This is a genomic window from Haemophilus sp. THUN1690 (assembly GCF_059704375.1).
Map to the genome: position 1 here is coordinate 1,114,394 of NZ_AP046582.1, position 17,913 is coordinate 1,132,306.

The 17,913-nt window shown below is 37.8% G+C and carries 20 protein-coding genes; 8 read left to right on the forward strand and 12 right to left on the reverse strand.

Translation table 11 applies throughout. From position 1 onward, the window contains the following. Positions 1 to 200: 200 nt before the first annotated feature. A complete protein-coding gene (radC, locus tag AC6H22_RS05200; RefSeq protein ID WP_005627369.1) occupies positions 201 to 866 on the reverse strand; it encodes a RadC family protein in 666 nt (221 codons plus the stop codon). 163 nt (positions 867 to 1,029) lie between these two features. On the opposite strand from radC, the gene coaBC reads away from it, so the two are divergent. From coaBC to crp, 5 genes are read left to right on the forward strand one after another with little or no spacing between them, the layout of a single operon-like run. Continuing rightward, entirely contained in the window at positions 1,030 to 2,232 is a 1,203-nt protein-coding gene (gene coaBC, locus AC6H22_RS05205) for a bifunctional phosphopantothenoylcysteine decarboxylase/phosphopantothenate--cysteine ligase CoaBC (protein WP_497515466.1), read from the forward strand. 47 nt (positions 2,233 to 2,279) lie between these two features. Beyond that, the gene (gene dut, locus AC6H22_RS05210) at positions 2,280 to 2,735 is read left to right on the forward strand and encodes a dUTP diphosphatase (protein ID WP_005627376.1); all 456 of its coding nucleotides are present in this window, start codon (positions 2,280 to 2,282) and stop codon (positions 2,733 to 2,735) included. Between the two features lie 3 nt (positions 2,736 to 2,738). Then, positions 2,739 to 3,395, forward strand: a complete 657-nt coding sequence (slmA, locus tag AC6H22_RS05215; RefSeq protein ID WP_005627377.1) for a nucleoid occlusion factor SlmA — start codon at positions 2,739 to 2,741, stop codon at positions 3,393 to 3,395. Between the two features lie 21 nt (positions 3,396 to 3,416). Continuing rightward, positions 3,417 to 3,668 carry a YheU family protein gene (locus AC6H22_RS05220; RefSeq protein ID WP_005631427.1) on the forward strand — a complete coding sequence of 84 codons (252 nt, stop codon included), beginning with the start codon at positions 3,417 to 3,419 and terminating at the stop codon, positions 3,666 to 3,668. Continuing rightward, on the forward strand, positions 3,653 to 4,330 hold the full coding sequence (crp, locus tag AC6H22_RS05225; RefSeq protein WP_005627381.1) for a cAMP-activated global transcriptional regulator CRP: 678 nt from the start codon (positions 3,653 to 3,655) through the stop codon (positions 4,328 to 4,330). Before AC6H22_RS05220 ends, crp begins: the two co-directional genes overlap by 16 nt. Before the next feature lie 366 nt (positions 4,331 to 4,696). Here crp and rlmC read toward each other — a convergent pair whose 3' ends face one another. The 11 genes from rlmC to rpmH form a co-directional block, all read right to left on the reverse strand. Beyond that, positions 4,697 to 5,875, reverse strand: coding sequence for a 23S rRNA (uracil(747)-C(5))-methyltransferase RlmC (gene rlmC, locus AC6H22_RS05230; protein WP_497515468.1), 1,179 nt, complete (start codon positions 5,873 to 5,875; stop codon positions 4,697 to 4,699). Then, positions 5,872 to 6,924 (reverse strand): beta-N-acetylhexosaminidase, encoded by a 1,053-nt coding sequence (gene nagZ / locus AC6H22_RS05235; RefSeq protein WP_497515469.1) that lies wholly within the window; start codon positions 6,922 to 6,924, stop codon positions 5,872 to 5,874. Before nagZ ends, rlmC begins: the two co-directional genes overlap by 4 nt. Positions 6,925 to 6,927: 3 nt before the next feature. Continuing rightward, entirely contained in the window at positions 6,928 to 7,278 is a 351-nt protein-coding gene (locus AC6H22_RS05240) for a YcfL family putative periplasmic lipoprotein (protein WP_114892579.1), read from the reverse strand. Next, a complete protein-coding gene (gene hinT / locus AC6H22_RS05245; protein ID WP_118867726.1) occupies positions 7,278 to 7,628 on the reverse strand; it encodes a purine nucleoside phosphoramidase in 351 nt (116 codons plus the stop codon). The genes AC6H22_RS05240 and hinT overlap by 1 nt, the downstream gene beginning before the upstream one ends. A gap of 78 nt (positions 7,629 to 7,706) precedes the next feature. After that, positions 7,707 to 9,575, reverse strand: a complete 1,869-nt coding sequence (ppiD, locus tag AC6H22_RS05250) for a peptidylprolyl isomerase (RefSeq protein WP_114892578.1) — start codon at positions 9,573 to 9,575, stop codon at positions 7,707 to 7,709. Positions 9,576 to 9,641: 66 nt separating this feature from the next. Continuing rightward, a complete protein-coding gene (locus AC6H22_RS05255; protein WP_497515470.1) occupies positions 9,642 to 10,208 on the reverse strand; it encodes a manganese efflux pump MntP in 567 nt (188 codons plus the stop codon). Between the two features lie 10 nt (positions 10,209 to 10,218). Next, the gene (mnmE, locus tag AC6H22_RS05260) at positions 10,219 to 11,577 is read right to left on the reverse strand and encodes a tRNA uridine-5-carboxymethylaminomethyl(34) synthesis GTPase MnmE (RefSeq protein ID WP_005629369.1); all 1,359 of its coding nucleotides are present in this window, start codon (positions 11,575 to 11,577) and stop codon (positions 10,219 to 10,221) included. A gap of 158 nt (positions 11,578 to 11,735) precedes the next feature. Further along, complete coding sequence (yidC, locus tag AC6H22_RS05265) at positions 11,736 to 13,367, reverse strand: membrane protein insertase YidC (RefSeq protein ID WP_005627400.1); 1,632 nt, start codon at positions 13,365 to 13,367, stop codon at positions 11,736 to 11,738. Further along, on the reverse strand, positions 13,367 to 13,627 hold the full coding sequence (gene yidD, locus AC6H22_RS05270; protein WP_005627402.1) for a membrane protein insertion efficiency factor YidD: 261 nt from the start codon (positions 13,625 to 13,627) through the stop codon (positions 13,367 to 13,369). Before yidD ends, yidC begins: the two co-directional genes overlap by 1 nt. Next, positions 13,591 to 13,950, reverse strand: coding sequence for a ribonuclease P protein component (gene rnpA, locus AC6H22_RS05275; protein ID WP_032803246.1), 360 nt, complete (start codon positions 13,948 to 13,950; stop codon positions 13,591 to 13,593). Before rnpA ends, yidD begins: the two co-directional genes overlap by 37 nt. Before the next feature lie 12 nt (positions 13,951 to 13,962). Further along, a complete protein-coding gene (rpmH, locus tag AC6H22_RS05280; protein WP_005539760.1) occupies positions 13,963 to 14,097 on the reverse strand; it encodes a 50S ribosomal protein L34 in 135 nt (44 codons plus the stop codon). A gap of 254 nt (positions 14,098 to 14,351) precedes the next feature. On the opposite strand from rpmH, the gene dnaA reads away from it, so the two are divergent. From dnaA to recF, 3 genes are read left to right on the forward strand one after another with little or no spacing between them, the layout of a single operon-like run. Then, positions 14,352 to 15,716 carry a chromosomal replication initiator protein DnaA gene (dnaA, locus tag AC6H22_RS05285; protein ID WP_005627407.1) on the forward strand — a complete coding sequence of 455 codons (1,365 nt, stop codon included), beginning with the start codon at positions 14,352 to 14,354 and terminating at the stop codon, positions 15,714 to 15,716. Positions 15,717 to 15,728: 12 nt separating this feature from the next. Further along, complete coding sequence (dnaN, locus tag AC6H22_RS05290) at positions 15,729 to 16,829, forward strand: DNA polymerase III subunit beta (protein ID WP_005627409.1); 1,101 nt, start codon at positions 15,729 to 15,731, stop codon at positions 16,827 to 16,829. Between the two features lies 1 nt (position 16,830). After that, positions 16,831 to 17,910 (forward strand): DNA replication/repair protein RecF, encoded by a 1,080-nt coding sequence (recF, locus tag AC6H22_RS05295; RefSeq protein ID WP_118817094.1) that lies wholly within the window; start codon positions 16,831 to 16,833, stop codon positions 17,908 to 17,910. Positions 17,911 to 17,913: the final 3 nt, after the last annotated feature.

Here is a 17,913-nt window from a genome sequence, read left to right on the forward strand (position 1 = left end):
AATTAAATATAAGCTCGAGCTTACGGTTCGGATTGTTTAAAGCCAGTTAAAACCAGCTTGCTACCTCGTCAGGTCGCGCTAATCCGACCCGCTTACTATATTAAAGGTCGCAAATTATACTGGCTTTGTTTTCATTTCTCAAGTGTAAATGCGATTTTCCTGGATGTAATCGGTAAAAAAATGGTCAACATTATAAAAATTTATAATAAAAAGTTCTCTGCAAAAGAATAGCAATCTGTTTTTCCGACAATTAAGTGATCAAGCACTCTGATTTCCATTAGTTCTGCAGACTCCTGAATTTTTTTAGTAATAAGCTGATCCGAATAACTCGGCTCCGTTATACCCGAAGGATGATTATGCGCCAAAATTAAAGCAGCCGCATTACAATAAAGTGCCTCTTTAATTATTTCCCGAGGATAAACCGCTGATACATTAATTGTACCTAAAAATAACCGCTCTTTTTTAATCAGACGATGTTGATTATCCAAAAATAAAACCATAAACACTTCTCTTTCCTCATGTTGCAATTCAGTGAGTAAAAAAAGTTTTACCGTTTCAGGATCATTAATAATTGGCGTACTTAACATCTCTTGCTTTAAATAACGCTTGGTCATCTCCGTAATTGCTTGCAGTTGAATAAATTGCGTAATGCCTAAGCCTTTCACGGAACAGAAGGCTTTTTCATCTGAAGAAAGTAAAGTATGTAAGGAACCAAAATGTAATAAGACATTTTTTGAAAGCTGAATGACTGGGCAGCCTTTTATGCCAGTTCGTAAAAAGATCGCCAGCAATTCATAATCAGCAAGAGTTTCTACGCCAAATTTAAGCAATTTTTCTCGTGGCATTAAATCATCATTGTTTTCCATAAAATATTAAACGCAAAATAGAAAAAATTTTGACCGCTCTTTTCTTGTTTTACGAGTAACTTATACAAAGTCTGCGATATGTATCGCAAAAATAGCATTGGGCATTCAATAAAATTAAAGTAAAATAACGGAATTGTGGCTAAGCACTAACAAAGGTTGAAACATGAAATTAAACGGAAAGCATATTGTAGTCGGCATAACTGGCGGTATTGCGGCCTATAAAACAATAGAGTTGATTCGTTTATTACGCAAAGCAGAAGCTGAAGTACGTGTAGTATTAACTCCAGCTGCGGCAGAATTTGTTACTCCTTTAACGCTTCAAGCCATTTCTGGCAATGCTGTCGCACAATCTTTACTTGATCCTCAAGCAGAGCTGGCAATGGGTCATATTGAACTTGCCAAATGGGCTGATGCCATTATTATTGCGCCAGCTAGTGCAGACTTTATTGCCCGTCTTACTGTAGGCATGGCGAATGATTTACTTTCAACAATTTGTCTTGCGACTGATGCGCCAATTTTTCTTGCCCCAGCAATGAATCAGCAGATGTATCGCCAATCCGTTACTCAACAAAATTTAACGGTTCTTCAAACTCGAGGGATTGAGCTTGTTGGCCCGAATAGTGGTTTTCAAGCTTGTGGCGATATAGGGAAAGGGCGTATGTCAGAACCAGAGGAAATTTTTACCGCACTTTCTGACTTTTTCTCTCAAAAACAAGATCTACAAGGATTAAATGTCGCCATTACAGCAGGCCCAACGCGTGAGGCAATCGATCCCGTTCGTTATATTTCTAACCATAGCTCAGGCAAAATGGGATTTGCAATTGCTGAAGCATTTGCCGAACGCGGGGCGAACGTCACGCTGATTTCAGGGCCAGTGAATTTAACAACACAAAAAAATGTAAATCGAATCAATGTCATCTCAGCACAAGAAATGTGGCAAGCCTCTCTTGAAAGTGCGGTGAAAAATCAAATTTTTATTGGTTGTGCGGCCGTTGCTGATTACAGAGTAGCTGAGGTTGCTGACCAAAAAATCAAAAAATCTGGGGATGAAATATCTATCAAGTTAATTAAAAATCCCGATATTATCTCGGATGTAGGACATTTAAAAACACATCGTCCTTTTACTGTTGGATTTGCGGCCGAAACCCAAAATGTTGATGATTATGCAAAAGATAAACTTGAACGCAAAAATCTTGATATGATTTGTGCCAACGATGTATCTGGAGGACAAGTTTTTAACGCTGATGAAAACGCCTTGCAGCTTTTCTGGAAAAATGGTCATAAAAAATTATCGCTAAAATCAAAAGTGGAACTTGCAACTGATTTAGTTAATGAAATCATTGAACGCTATCAAAAAACCTTATAATTCCAACCGCACTTTTACCTAAAAATGAATTTCAAACGGAGTATTACATGAAAAAAATTGACGTAAAAATTTTAGATTCTCGCATTGGAAATGAATTTCCTCTGCCAACTTATGCAACTGAAGGCTCTGCAGGTCTTGATTTACGTGCTTTGGTCGATGAAAGCTTTGAAATTCAACCTGGTGAAACCAAATTAATTCCGACGGGGCTATCAATTTATATTGCGGATCCAAATTTAGCTGCAGTGATTTTGCCTCGCTCGGGCCTTGGTCATAAACACGGCATTGTGCTAGGAAACCTTGTGGGATTAATTGACTCCGATTATCAAGGGCCATTAATGGTATCAATGTGGAACCGTGGAAATGAGCCATTCAACATTGAAGTCGGTGATCGCATTGCTCAACTTGTTTTCGTGCCAATAGTACAAGCTGAATTTAATATTGTAGAAGATTTTCAACAAACCGAACGTGGTGAAGGCGGTTTCGGTCATTCAGGTAAACAATAATTTATGGTAGAAGAACAATTATCTTTATCAGGCGTAGAAGACATTACGCCTAAAATTGAAACACCAAAAATTGAAAAAAGAACGGTAAAAGAACGTCGTCAACAAGTGCTTACTGTATTGATACATATGCTTCATTCCGAACGCGGCATGGAACGTATGACAACGGCTCGTCTAGCAAAAGAAGTTGGGGTATCAGAAGCTGCGTTATATCGTTACTTTCCAAGCAAAACAAAAATGTTTGAAGCCTTAATCGAGCACATCGAAAATACCTTATTAAGCCGTATTACCGCTTCTATGCGTAACGAAACCCAAACAATGAATCGCATTCATGATATTTTACAAACGATTTTAGATTTTGCCCGTAAAAATCCAGGGTTAACTCGAATTCTAACGGGCCATGCATTAATGTTTGAAGATGCACAATTACAAGTTCGAGTCGCGCAATTTTTTAATCGTCTTGAAATGCAGTTTGTCAATATCTTACAGATGCGAAAATTGCGTGAAGGGCGAGGCTTTAATGTGGATGAACGCATAATTGCTTCGCATTTAGTGACACTATGTGAAGGACAATTTATGCGCTATGTTCGTACTAATTTCCGTCTGAATGCAAGCCAGTCTTTCGAACAACAATGGCGTTTTATCGAGCCACTTTTTGCCTAATTGACTTTACCGAGTAAATATATGATTATTCCTTGGCAAGAACTAGAAGCAGAAACACTAGATAATATCGTAGAAAGCGTAATTTTACGCGAAGGAACCGATTACGGTATAGAAGAACTTTCACTCAACCAAAAAAAACAACTTTTACTGACTCAAATTCGCAATGGAATTGCGGTGATTGTATGGTCTGAATTGCATGAATCCATTGACATCAAAAATAAAACGGAATTTTTGAAACAGGAATGTAAGGAGCACGAATGTCAAATGAATTAACCGAAATTGATGAAGTTGTAACCTCCTCTCAAGAAGAAGAGACAACTCAACGAGATCCAGTTTTAGATTGGTTTCTTACTCACTGCCATTTACATAAATATCCCGCAAAATCGACTTTAATTCACGCAGGTGAAGATGCAACGACACTTTATTATGTCATTAAAGGCTCTGTGATGGTGTCAGCAAAAGATGATGAAGGTAAAGAGATGATCCTCACTTATTTGGGTGCAGGACAATTCTTTGGTGAGGCCGGATTATTTGATGAAGGTTCAAAACGCTCAGCTTGGGTAAAAACAAAAACAACATGTGAAATTGCTGAGATTTCTTATAAAAAATATCGTCAATTAATTCAAGCAAACCCAGAAATCTTAATGTTTTTAACCGCACAATTGGCAAGACGTTTACAAAATACTTCACGCCAAGTCAGTAATTTAGCATTCTTAGATGTGGCAGGTCGTATTGCTCAAACGCTAATGAACTTAGCTAAACAGCCTGAAGCGATGACACATCCTGATGGGATGCAAATCAAAATTACACGTCAAGAAATAGGGCAAATGGTTGGTTGTTCACGAGAAACTGTAGGGCGTATTATTAAGATGTTAGAGGATCAGAATCTTATCCATGCTCATGGAAAAACCATCGTTGTATATGGCGCAAGATAATTTTTCATCATAAATCATTAAAAATGAAACCATCCAAAATCAATTTGGATGGTTTTTGTTTAATTAGAAATAATATTCAAAACATTAATTGACAATTAATATAAAGAATTCTATCATTATCCAACTTCTTACAAATATAGTGGGAAGACAGGATTGGTCTCCTGATATAGTGGCTTTAAAGGTTTATAACCTTATTGCATAGTTTTATGCCGCAAAAGCTAGAACACCAAGATGCATTTTCTAATCTATGGTGGGCTAGGTAGAAATCCCGCAGGGATGCGTGCAGTAAGCCACTTGCTGTTAAGACCAATTCTGCTTAGTTCCACCACCCTTCTTTCTAATTCCCTAGCTTTTTTCTATCTCACCTTAATTAATCTTTTTTCTTTCTAGTAAAACTAATACCTCATAGTGAGATGTTTGCGGAAACATATCAAAAAGTTGAATTTTCAATGGTTTATAAAAAGTGAGATGCTGTAAATCTTTACTCATTGTCACGGCATTGCAACTGGAATACAAGATAAAGTGCGGTTGAATTTGGTTAAGAAATTCACTTAGTTCCCGTCCAATTCCACGACGTGGTGGATTTACAATCACAAGATCTGGCTTATTCTCATCCTGATTTTTCATTACACTTGCTGCATCGAGGGATTGGAAATTTATATTTTCTAAACCTAATATTTTAGCGGAATGACTCGCTGCAAAAATAGCTGATGAGGAAATTTCAATTCCAGTCAACTCAATATTTTTTCCCCATTTTTCCTGTAGAGCTTTAGCGCAATGTAAGCCAAATCCACCCACACCACAAAATAAATCCCAGGTTTTATAAATTGGTAATTCTCTTACCCATTGCTGAGCGGTTGCATATAATCCTGCCGCCACTTTAGGATTGGTTTGAAAGAAACCTTGTGGGCGAATAAAAAGCGGAATACCATTGAAATTTTCAGGCAAAAATTGTTGTTCGGTCAAAAAAATTTCTTGTTCACCTTCTAAAATAGCCGCGTGCTGTGGTTGTAAATTAATGCTAACCACTTCTAAGAGCGGTAATTTTTCCAATAATTTGGGTAATTCTCGACGAATTAATGACAATTTATTTTCTGTGCGCAATACAAAGCGCAACATTAATTTTCCCGTCGCAAGACTTTCTGTCAGCAAAATATATTTAAGCTCACCTTTTTGTTTAGCAATGTTATAAGGTACTAAACCAGCACGGCCAATAAAATCCTTCAGAACAGGAAAAATCAGTGAAAAATGAGTTGGATAAAGGGAACAATCACACAAATCAATCGCACTTTGTGGATCATTAGGATTTTTTAAAATGCCAAGTATCGGGCGTTCAACACTGCCACTAACAAGCATTTTAGCTTTATTACGAAAGCCTTGTTCATCAGATTCAAAAGGAGCCAACCATTGAACTCCATCACAATTAATAGAAATCAGTTGCTGCTTTAAATGACGTTGTTTTTCAGTTAGCTGCTGACTATAGGGTATGTCAAGCCATTGACAAGAACGACATTCATTTTGTTGATAGTATCGACAATCAATCATTTTCTTGCGGCCTGAACATCTAACCAACGGCTTTGAATATCTGCGAGATTTCGGTGATTCAGTTTCCAACGTTGATCTAAAACCAAGTCATTCCACTCGCTCTCTCTACGTTTAAATAAATTTTGTAAGCGAGCTTGACGAGCCATAAAGTGCGGTTCATTTTCAGTAAGTTTTAGATTATCTAATACTTGAATGACACCTTCACGTTCATTACACAGTAATAAAAGATCACAACCTGCATTGAGCGCTTTTTGGCTACGCTCTACAAAATCGCCCATTACACCTGCGCCTTTCATACCAAGATCATCGGAAAAAATTGCACCTTGGAAATTTAATTGTTTTCGTAAGATTTCTTTCAACCAATATTCTGAGCCACTTGCGGGTTGACTATCACATTGTCTATAAATGACATGCGCAGGCATAATAGCATCGAGTTTATTTTGTGAAATCAACTGTTGGAAAGGTTGGAGATCGCCACTAAAAATTTCGTCTTTTGCGCGATCATCATAAGGTGTTTCTAAATGAGAATCAGCTAATACATGGCCATGACCAGGGAAATGTTTACCTGTAGATGCCATACCTGCTTGATGCATACCATCGATAAAAGCGGCTGCTAAATTTACCGCACTTTTTACATCAGATGAAAAACTGCGATCACCAATCGCTCGACATTTATGCCCCAAATCCAACACCGGCGCAAAACTCAAGTCAATATCTAAGGCAATCATTTCTGCAGCCATTTGCCAACCTGCTTCTTTAGCGAAGTTCACTTGTTCAGTTGCTGACAATATTTCTTGAAAAGCCTGCATTGAAGGCAACATTGTGAATCCATCGCGGAAACGTTGAACTCGTCCACCTTCTTGATCCACCGTAATCAATAAAGACTTTTTCACTCGCTGACGAACAGAACGAATTAATTCTTGAATTTGTTCTCTGTCTTCAAAATTTCGAGTAAATAAAATCAATCCCGCAACAAGAGGGTGAGAAAGTAACTCAACTTCCTCTTGTTCCAACTCTTTTCCTTTTAAATCAATTAACAATGTGCTCATAAATTATTTTAAATAAAGGCGATAATTTTTACTTTCTACAGTGGGTTTAATTAAATCGATCGATTTCTCTTCTTGTGGTTTTAGCAACAATTGAGCGGAATAGCTCTCTTGGTGATTTTCCCAAGTTTGGGTTACCCCTAAATGATCGTACCAATACAAGTAGTAACTTATATTCAAAAGTTGCTGACTTTTATTTTTTATAAGCGCTGATTTTTGACTCGTTTCAACTTGAATTAAAGGAGAAAGATTAGATGTGATATTTAAAATCGGCTTCGTTGAATAAGTTAAGTTTTCTACTGAACTTGAACAAGCAGCGAGCACAAGGCTCGCCAAAATTAAAAAATATTTTTTCATTATTTAACTAACATTCTACCTAAAGGTTCACCACCGACTAAATGCATATGCAAATGGAATACTTCTTGCCCACCATGTTTATTGCAATTCACAATTAGGCGGTACCCATCTTCCGCAACACCCTCTTCTTTGGCGAGTTTAGCCGCTACGCTAAATAATCGACCTAGCGCTACTTCATCTTGCTCCGTCACATCATTCACTGTTGGGATTACTTTATTTGGAATGATCAAAATATGTGTTTTAGCTTGTGGTGAAATATCACGAAACGCTGTGACTAATTCATCTTGATAGACGATATTTGCAGGAATTTCTTTACGGATAATTTTGCTGAAAATTGTTTCTTCTGCCATTATTTGCTCCCTATAAAAAAGTGCGGTGAATTTACCGCACTTTTTATCAAAATTTATCTGAGATTGCAATTTAATCAATTATTGCTGTGCTTCATCATCTTGATTGATGAAAGAATCATTTACTTCAATTTTTGCTCTCTCACGTAATCCTTGCATTAATTGCGCTTGAACTTCAGCCTGACTTGTACGTAATAATTGAGCACTAAATTGGCTTAATTCTTTATCGTTAAGCACGCTGTCTTCTACTTTATTTAGAGCAATAATAACCACATCGCCTTTCTCATTACGAGCAACTTGGTAAACCGTTTTACCTGATTCTGGTTTAGCAATTGAGAATACGCCATTTGTTAAAATTGGATCTTTATTTTCACTTAAAGTAAAAGTTTGCTCACTTGAGAAATTAATTCCATCCACTTTCGATTCAGCATTTTCGCTTAATGCTTTCACCGCCTGTTGTGCTTTTTCGTTAAGCACATTTTCAGCCTTCTGGCGTTTTAAGAACATTTCAATATCCGCTTTTGCATCTTCCAATGATCTCACACCTTCAGGTTTGTGATCTAACACACGAACTACAATAGCGTGATAATCGCCGACATTCAAAGGCTCTGAATTAGCGCCACCATTGGCAATATCAGATTCAAAAACGGCAGAAACTACATTAGGGAAATTTAATTCTTCAGGTACATTTTGACGAGAAAAATAACCGCTCTCTTGAACTTTAACACCTGCAACTTGTGCCGCGGTATTCAGTGATTTGCTATCTTCAAAAGCCTTATCACGCACTTGCTTTTCAATTGCGTAATAACGATTTTCTAATAAGGATTTACGCACTAAATCGGCAACCTGTGCTTTCACTTCATCTAAAGTTTGAGCTTTACGCTCTTGCACTAAAACAATATGGTAATTGCCATCCACATTGATTGGCAGGCTATATTGCCCTACCTGCAATGCAGCTGCAGCATCTTCAAAGGCTTTTGGTAATTCATTCGCATTTACCCAACCTAAATCACCACCATTCTCACCAGAAACTTTATCTAAAGATTTAGCTTTAGCTACATCAGCGAAATTTGCACCTTTTTGTAATTCATCGTAAGTAGCCTTAGCATCTTGCTCATTTGCAAATTGAATATGAGCTAAACGCTGAGTCATAAATTGAGCTTTATTATCTTGATAATATTGCGCAATTTCTACATCTTTAACTTCGATACCTTTTTCGATTTGGCTACCTGAGAGATCAATATATTGAACCTTCACTTGTTCTGGCTGAACAAAAAATTTTTGATTAGCCTCGTAATAAGCTTTAATTTCATCATCAGATACCGCTTGCTTTGCCATTTCATCAGCAAGAGATAATGTTGCTAAACGTGCTGAGCGTTTTTGAAAGAAAACTTGTGAGGTATTTTTTGCTTGAACTGGCACGATAAACTCACTGTTAGCAACACCACTTTGCATTTGTTCAAGGGTTAATGCGCCACGCAAAATAGCCGCATAACCATCTGACGTTAAACGATTTTGTTGTAATACTTGTTGATAAACACCGTTATCAAATTTGCCATTAACTTGAAAATTAGGATCTGTCACGATTGCTCGTTTAATCATTTCATCACTGACGCCTAATTTTAATTCTTTCGCATATTGACGAAGTAATTCTTGATCAATCATTCGATTAATGGTGCTTTGACGAAGTGCAGTAACAAATTCAGGAGAATCTGACTGAGCCATAAATGCTTCGCCTTCGCGTTGTGCACGAGCCTCAAATTCTTGGTTGTAGCGATTTAAAAAATCCTGTTGCGAAATCACTTCACCATTAACTTTTGCAGCATAAGTATCATTTGAACTAAAAAGATAGCCAGACATACCGCCGACTAAAAACGATAAAGTAATCAAACCCAAAATAAACTTAGCTGCCTTTGAATTTGATAAATTGTGCATTTTTTCAATTAACATTCTATAACCCTTGTTATAAACATAAAATTTTCCCCGATTATAATCTAAACGTAGAAAATTAGCATCTTAAAAAGTGAAAACACCGTGCTCATAAAGCAAGCTAATACCAATTCCAATCAGCACTATTCCACCAAGAATCTCCGCTTTTGATCTAAATTTTTGCCCAAGAAAATGACCGCTCTTTACGCCGAATAATGAAACGATAAAAGTAGTCAGTGCAATAATTACCATAGCCGAAAAAATATCGACAGAAAGAAAAGCAAAAGATATGCCAATTGCTAAGGCATCCACACTCGTAGCTAAACCCAAAGTCAATAAACGTTTCAAATTTATAGATGGCTCTACACTTGCTTCGGAATCAGCATTTAATCCCTCACGCACCATATTAATACCAATTAATGCAAGTAAAACAAAACCAATCCAATGATCCCAATCTTGAATCATTGAACTGAATTGCAAGCCTACAAAAAAACCTATTGCAGGCATGATACCTTGGAAAAATCCAAAACAGAGAGAAATATAAAGAGCTTGTTTGCAACGAAAAGATCTTAATGCAACACCTTTAGAAATGGATACAGCAAAAGCATCCATTGATAAGCCCAGTGCAATAATACAAAGTGTATAAAAGCTCATAATTTAGAAATTATTTTCCAATACAGAAAGAACTAAAAATATTACCTAGCAAGTCATCAGATGTGAATTCTCCTGTAATTTCACTCAAGTACGTTTGTACTAAGCGTAATTCTTCCGCTAAAAGTTCTCCTGCGTGAAATTCAGTAAGTTGAACCAAACCGATTTGTAAATGCTCTGCCGCTTTCTCAAGTGCATCTAAATGACGACGACGAGCTAAAAAGCCCCCTTCCATGCCAGTTTGGAAACCCATTGCTTGTTTCAAATGCTCACGTAAAAGTTGTATACCATCATGCGTTTGAGCAGAAAGACTAATAATTTGATAACCGCCCTGTTCGCTTTCACTTGCTTGTTCGTCATTTAAATCAATTTTGTTTCGAACAATAGTGACAGGCAATGTTGTGGGTAATTTTGCTAAAAATTCTAACCGCACTTTGCTTAAATCTGCACTTTCAGGATCGCTACTATCTAACATCAAAATGATACGATCGGCTTGTTCGATCTCCGTCCATGCGCGAGAAATGCCAATGCGCTCGACTTCATCGGTTGCATCTCGAAGACCCGCGGTATCAATAATATGCAATGGCATACCGTCGATATGAATATGCTCACGTAACACATCGCGTGTCGTGCCGGCAATATCCGTCACAATAGCTGCTTCACGGCCGGCAAGGGCATTCAACAAGCTGGATTTGCCTGCATTCGGACGACCGGCAATCACCACTTTCATACCCTCACGTAAAATAGAACCTTGTTTGGCTTCAGAGCGAACATCTTCCAACTGATTAATAATACCGCGTAAGTTTGCTTCAATTTTTCCATCCGCCAAGAAATCAATTTCTTCATCAGGAAAATCAATGCTAGCTTCTACATAGGTGCGCAAATAAATCACAGAATCAACTAATTCATTTACTTTCTTTGAAAATTCACCTTGCAAAGATTTTAATGCGGAACGTGCTGCCTGTTCTGATGTTGCATCAATTAAATCAGCAATGGCTTCCGCTTGAGCAAGATCCAATTTATCATTCAAAAAAGCCTGTTCAGAAAACTCACCCGGTCTCGCCAAACGGATTCCATCAATTTGTAAAATACGTTTGAGTAATAAATCTAATACAACCTGCCCACCATGGCCTTGCAACTCTAATATATCCTCACCGGTAAATGAATTTGGTGATTTGAAGTAAAGGGCAATCCCTTGATCTAAAACAGTGCCATCAGCATCCTTAAAAGGGAGATAATCAGCCATTCTTGGCTTAGGACATTTTCCCAACACCGCTTGTGCAACTTCTGTTGCTAAAGGCCCAGAGACTCTTAAAATCCCAATACCACCACGACCTGGCGCAGTAGCTTGAGCAACGATTGTTTCTTTCATAAAAAACTCTTTAAAATCTAGCCGCACTTTTAATTTAGAGGGATAACGCTTATCCCTGTTTCTACTAAAAAAACTCTATCTCTACAAAATGCGGAATATATTAAGATCAAATAATAAAGAAAGGCACTATTCGTGCCTTTCTTTTTGCCAGTTAGTGACTATTTCTTACGGGAATGTAACCCTTTTTTCTCTAACCCTCGATAAATTAATTGCTGTTGTGCAATTGTAATTAAGTTAGAAACTAACCAGTACAACACTAAACCAGCAGGGAACCATAAAAAGAAGAACATAAAGACTAATGGCATAAAGTTCATCACTTTTTGCTGCATTGGATCAGCCACTGGTGTTGGAGACATTTTTTGCAACAAGAACATTGAGATACCCATTAAAATAGGGAAAATATAATAAGGATCTTGTGCTGATAAATCTTGAATCCAACCAAAGAACGGAGCATGACGTAATTCAACTGCTTCCATAAATGTCCAATACAATGCGATGAAGATTGGCATTTGAAGAAGAATTGGTAAACAACCGCCAAGTGGATTTACTTTTTCTTCTTTGTAAAGTTTCATCATTTCTTGGCTCATCCGTTGGCGATCATCACCGAAACGTTCACGCATTTCTTGCATTTTCGGTTGCAACATACGCATTTTAGCCATTGAAGTATATTGTGCTTTCGTAAGTGGATACAAAATTGCTTTCACTACGATTGTTACACAAATAATCGCTAACCCCCAGTTAGACACAATCCCTTGAATAAAGGTTAATAACCAGAATAACGGTTTAGCAATAAACCAAGCCCAACCATAATCAACCGTTAAATCTAAGTGATTTGCCACAGTAGCCATTTGATTTTGAAGTTTAGGGCCAGTCCATAATGAACTTGTAATCGTCTCTTGACCACCAGCAGGAATAGTAACAACTGGGCCACGATAACCGATGGAAGCGACATTATTTTTAGTATCTGTAATTGTGTAAAGCTGATTATTTACATCTTGATTAGGGATCCAGGCAGATACGAAATAATGCTGTAATACTGCAACCCAACCAGCTTTAGTATCAATAGAAAGATTATTATCCTTCATATCGCCAAAACTATATTTTTTATAGTTAGTTTCTGAAGAAGAATATGCGCCACCAGTGTAAGTTGGCATTGCGACATTACCAGAGCTTTCAACAATAGAATGTTTTAATTGACCATAAGGCTCGACTTCAATAGCTTGACCACTTTGGTTATCAATCTTGTAATCCACACCTAAATCATAGCTACCACGTTTTAATACAAAGATTTTTTGATAAGTCACACCATCTTTTTCAAAAAGAAGAGGAACTGAAAGAGACTCTTGACCATCTTCTGCTAATTTAAAATTATCGCCTTCAATTTGATATTGCGCACGACCAGAACGAGTATCGATACCGTTTTTACCAATTAAACCACTTTGTGCAATATACACATGTTCTTTGGTGTCTTTTAATAACTCAAACGGTGTTTTTGAATCCAATTCAGCATCATATTTTAGTAATTCAGAACTAATTACATCACCGCCTAAAGTATCAACTTTCAAACGGAATACATCGTTTTCAAGAGTAATAATACGGCCATGAGTTTGAGAATCTGCTACAACTTGCGAATTAGAAGAAGGAGAACTTGCCGGAACATCAGAATTGGCAGTCATTGAAGTTGTTTGCTCAGTTGACACCTGTGGATTTTTATCCAACTGCCATTGCTGATAAACAAGGAAAGAAATAAAAATTAGCGCTAACACTAATAGGCTACGTCTTGAGTCCATTATTTTTTCTCATCGTTATTATTGATTTTAGGTGGAACAGGATCGAATCCACCAGCGTTCAAGGGGTGACATTTTAATACACGTTTTAGAGTAAGCCAACTACCTTTTAACAATCCATGTGTTTTTAACGCTTCAATGCCATAGCAAGAACAAGTAGGCACAAACCGACAACGCGGTCCGATAAGAGGACTAATAACAACTTGATAGAAACGAATAAATCCAATTAAGATTTTTGCACCAAACGAATGTGTCGTTGCCATAATTTTTCTAAGATTTGTACAAAAGAGCTATTATCAAGCTTACCAATACCCCCTTTTGCAACAAAAACAAAATCACATGCGGGTAAACGATGTTGCGATAAACGAAAACTTTCTCGTACTAAGCGTTTAATACGATTACGATCATGAGCTCGTTTTAAATGTTTTTTAGCGACAGTCAAACCCAAGCGAGGGTGCTCAAGATTATTTTTTCTGGCGAGGATGGTTATTTCTGGAGTGCTAGCTCTGAACGGTTGTTCGAAGACATTTTTGAATTGAACGGGAGTTAACAAACGTAACTCCCTTGAAAAGTTCAGCTTAACCACTAAGAACGGTGATTATGCAGATAAACTTTTACGACCTTTAGCACGACGACGCGCTAAAACTTGACGGCCATTTTTAGTTGCCATACGAGCACGGAAACCGTGAGTACGACTACGTTTTAATACAGAAGGTTGAAATGTACGTTTCATTGTAATCTACCTAAATCCAGATTATGAGTTAATAAAAATAGAGCGCAATTTTAATCATAAAATACGCGTTCGTCAAATAAGAAACGGAAATTTTTCGGGAAAAACTCTCGGACTTCCAAAATCGGGGGGATTATACGGATTTTTGTATAAATCTCAAGCCGATTTTTTAGAAGATCTTTCCACGCATTTATTGTAAAATCTCCGCCAATTTTTACCGCACTTTTCTCTATTACAAAAACAACAAGGATCCTTTTGTGAATCTCTCAAATCTTTGGCAAAGTTGCCTGTTACAACTTCAAGATCAAGTTTCAGCCAGCGATCTTAGCACTTGGCTTCGTCCTTTACAGGCTGATGTGGTGGCGGATAATCACATTGTTTTATATGCTTCTAATATGTTTGTGAAAGGTTGGGTGGAAACTCATTATCTCGCACAAATCCAGCAAATTTGTCAAACACTTGCACAAAATCCTGAACTGCGTATTTCTTTAAAAGAAGGGGTCAAGCCTGCACCCAAAGTAGTGGACAGTGAACCAAGTGGCAATCCTAAAACAGAAAGTGCGGTAGATTTTCAAACTGAATCTAGTGCTTCAGTAAAATTTGAATCTCATCTAAATACTAAACACTTATTTGATAACTTTGTTGAAGGTAAATCGAACCAACTCGCACGCGCAGTCGGTCAAAAACTTGCTCAAGCTCCAGGCGAACCTTCGGCCAACCCTTTCTTTTTATATGGTGGTACAGGTTTAGGGAAAACCCACTTGTTACACGCGATTGGCAACGGCATTTTAGCTAATAAACCAAATGCGCGTGTGCTTTATATTCACGCAAATAACTTTATGCAACATATGGTAAAAGCCGTGCGTGACAATAAAATGGATCAGTTTAAAAAATTCTATCGTTCTCTCGATGCGCTTTTAGTGGATGATATTCAATTTTTCGCTGAAAAAGAAAAAACTCAAGAAGAATTCTTCCATATATTCAATAACTTATTTGAAACTGGTCGTCAAATTATCTTAACATCAGATCGTTATCCTAAAGAAATTGAAAAAATTGAGGAACGTTTAAAATCACGTTTTGGCTGGGGCTTAACAACAGCCATTGAGCCGCCCGATCTTGAAACGCGTGTAGCGATTTTATTGAAAAAGGCGGAAGAACATAATATGAACTTGCCAGAAGAAGTCGCGTTCTTCATTGCTCAACGCTTGCGTACCAATGTGCGTGAACTCGAAGGGGCGTTAAATCGAGTGAAAGCAATGCAAGACTTCAAAGGCGGTGACATTGATATTGATTTCGTACGTGATACCTTAAAAGATATTTTGGCTCTGCAAGAACGCTTGGTTACCATTGAAAATATTCAAAAAGTGGTGGCTGAATATTATCGAATTAAGGTTTCAGATTTAAAATCAAAAAGCCGTGCACGTTCAGTGACTCGTCCTCGCCAAATTGCAATGGCATTAGCAAAAGAATTAACAAACCGCAGTTTGCCTGAAATCGGTCGCGCCTTTGACCGTGATCACACGACTGTATTAAACGCTTGTCGCGAAGTACCAAAATTCCGCGAGCAAGACAATAGCATTCAAGAAGATTGGGCGAATTTAATCCGCACTTTGTCCGCATAAAAGGAGAACGCAATGCAATTTAGTATTTCAAGAGAAAATTTATTAAAACCGTTGCAACAAGTATGCGGCGTATTGAGTAGTCGTCCAAACATTCCTGTATTACACAACGTGTTGTTGCAAATTAAAGACAATAGATTGACTATCACAGGCACAGATTTAGAAGTTGAACTCTCTAGTCAAACTCAGCTTTCATCGTCTTCTGAAAATGGCACCTTCACGATTCCAGCAAAAAAATTCTTAGATATTTGCCGCACTTTATCTGATGATTCAGAAATCACGGTTACTTTTGAAGAAGACCGTGCGTTAGTACAATCTGGGCGTAGCCGCTTTACACTCACAACTCAACCTGCAGAAGAATATCCGAACCTCACGGATTGGCAGTCTGAAGTAGATTTTGAACTACCGCAAAATACCTTGCGCCGTTTAATTGAAGCCACTCAATTTTCCATGGCAAACCAAGATGCGCGCTATTTCTTAAATGGTATGAAATTTGAAACAGAAGGCAATTTATTGCGTACTGTGGCGACAGATGGCCATAGACTTGCGGTCTGTACCATCTCGCTTGAACAAGAATTACAAAATCATTCTGTGATTTTACCGCGTAAAGGCGTGTTAGAACTGGTTCGTTTATTAGAAACAAGTGATGAGCCAGCACGTTTACAAATCGGTACTAACAATTTACGTATCCATCTCAAAAACATTGTATTTACATCGAAATTAATCGATGGTCGTTTCCCTGACTATCGCCGAGTGCTGCCTCGTAACGCGACGAAAATTGTCGAAGGCAGCTGGGAAATTCTTAAACAAGCCTTTGTTCGCGCATCAATTTTATCGAACGAGCGCGTGCGTAGCGTGCGTTTAAACTTAAGCGAAAACCAACTAAAAATTACAGCCTCTAATACCGAGCATGAAGAAGCGGAAGAAATCGTTGATGTCAATTACAATGGCGAAGAATTAGAAGTGGGCTTTAATGTCACCTATATTCTTGATGTGCTAAATGCGCTTAAGTGCAATCAAGTTCGCATGCGCCTAACTGATGCTTCTTCTAGTTGCTTAATCGAAAACTGCGAAGACAGCAGTAGCGAATATGTAATTATGCCAATGCGTTTATAATATGGCGATTTCGCGCTTACTGGTCGAAAAATTTCGTAACTTAACAGCCGTGGATCTTGATTTTGATCCCGGCTTTAACTTTTTGGTTGGCAACAATGGCAGCGGGAAAACGAGCCTATTAGAAGCTATTTTTTATCTTGGTCACGGACGCTCATTCAAAAGTGCGGTAACAAATCGCATCATTTCTTACGACGAACCTCACTTCACCTTATTTGGACAAATCCAAGAAAGCCAACATCAATGGTCAGTGGGATTACAAAAACTTCGTCAAGGCAACACGTTAGTAAAAATTAACGGCGAAGATGGCAATAAAATTTCCGATCTTGCTCATCTTTTGCCAATGCAATTAATCACCCCAGAAGGCTTAACCTTACTGAATGGTGGGCCAAGTTATCGACGAGCATTTTTGGATTGGGGACTGTTTCACCATCAAACAAGTTTTTATGCTGCCTGGAGCAACCTTAATCGATTACTCAAACAAAGAAATGCAGCACTTGCACAAAATCAGCCCTACTCCGCTATTAAAGTTTGGGATGTCGAGCTTGCCAAACTCGCTCATCAAGTGAGTCAATGGCGCGCCGAATATGCAGAAGCACTACGCCCTGAAATCGAGCAAACTTGCCAACTTTTTCTCCCTGAATTAGAAATTAATGTCAGCTTTCATCAAGGATGGGAAAAAAATACAGATTACGCAGAAGTTCTTGAGCAAAATTTTGAACGAGATCGTGCCTTAAATTACACATTTTCTGGACCTCAAAAAGCTGATTTTCGTTTCAAAGCGCAAGGATTGCCAGTGGAAGATGTACTTTCTCGTGGACAACTTAAACTTTTAATGTGCGCATTGAGACTGGCTCAAGGCGAGCATTTAATGAAAGAAAAGCAACGCCATTGTATTTTTTTAATCGATGATTTTGCATCAGAATTAGATCAATATAAACGAGCACTGTTGGCAGAACGATTACAACAAAGCGGTTCACAAGTGTTTGTTACAGCCATTACTCAACAACAATTAAAAGAGATGCAAGTCGAAAACAGAAAAATGTTTTCAGTCGATAATGGAATCATTAAAACGTTAGATTAGATC

Coding starts and splice junctions, on each gene's coding strand:
- hinT (WP_118867726.1), bottom strand. CDS start 7,628: ATGGCAGAAGAAACAATTTTCAGCAAAATTATCCGTAAAGAAATTCCT.
- dut (WP_005627376.1), top strand. CDS start 2,280: ATGAAAAAAATTGACGTAAAAATTTTAGATTCTCGCATTGGAAATGAA.
- yidD (WP_005627402.1), bottom strand. CDS start 13,627: ATGGCAACGACACATTCGTTTGGTGCAAAAATCTTAATTGGATTTATT.
- rpmH (WP_005539760.1), bottom strand. CDS start 14,097: ATGAAACGTACATTTCAACCTTCTGTATTAAAACGTAGTCGTACTCAC.
- AC6H22_RS05240 (WP_114892579.1), bottom strand. CDS start 7,278: ATGAAAAAATATTTTTTAATTTTGGCGAGCCTTGTGCTCGCTGCTTGT.
- dnaN (WP_005627409.1), top strand. CDS start 15,729: ATGCAATTTAGTATTTCAAGAGAAAATTTATTAAAACCGTTGCAACAA.
- AC6H22_RS05255 (WP_497515470.1), bottom strand. CDS start 10,208: ATGAGCTTTTATACACTTTGTATTATTGCACTGGGCTTATCAATGGAT.
- recF (WP_118817094.1), top strand. CDS start 16,831: ATGGCGATTTCGCGCTTACTGGTCGAAAAATTTCGTAACTTAACAGCC.
- coaBC (WP_497515466.1), top strand. CDS start 1,030: ATGAAATTAAACGGAAAGCATATTGTAGTCGGCATAACTGGCGGTATT.
- radC (WP_005627369.1), bottom strand. CDS start 866: ATGGAAAACAATGATGATTTAATGCCACGAGAAAAATTGCTTAAATTT.
- AC6H22_RS05220 (WP_005631427.1), top strand. CDS start 3,417: ATGATTATTCCTTGGCAAGAACTAGAAGCAGAAACACTAGATAATATC.
- mnmE (WP_005629369.1), bottom strand. CDS start 11,577: ATGAAAGAAACAATCGTTGCTCAAGCTACTGCGCCAGGTCGTGGTGGT.
- yidC (WP_005627400.1), bottom strand. CDS start 13,367: ATGGACTCAAGACGTAGCCTATTAGTGTTAGCGCTAATTTTTATTTCT.
- slmA (WP_005627377.1), top strand. CDS start 2,739: ATGGTAGAAGAACAATTATCTTTATCAGGCGTAGAAGACATTACGCCT.
- crp (WP_005627381.1), top strand. CDS start 3,653: ATGTCAAATGAATTAACCGAAATTGATGAAGTTGTAACCTCCTCTCAA.
- rlmC (WP_497515468.1), bottom strand. CDS start 5,875: ATGATTGATTGTCGATACTATCAACAAAATGAATGTCGTTCTTGTCAA.
- nagZ (WP_497515469.1), bottom strand. CDS start 6,924: ATGAGCACATTGTTAATTGATTTAAAAGGAAAAGAGTTGGAACAAGAG.
- ppiD (WP_114892578.1), bottom strand. CDS start 9,575: ATGTTAATTGAAAAAATGCACAATTTATCAAATTCAAAGGCAGCTAAG.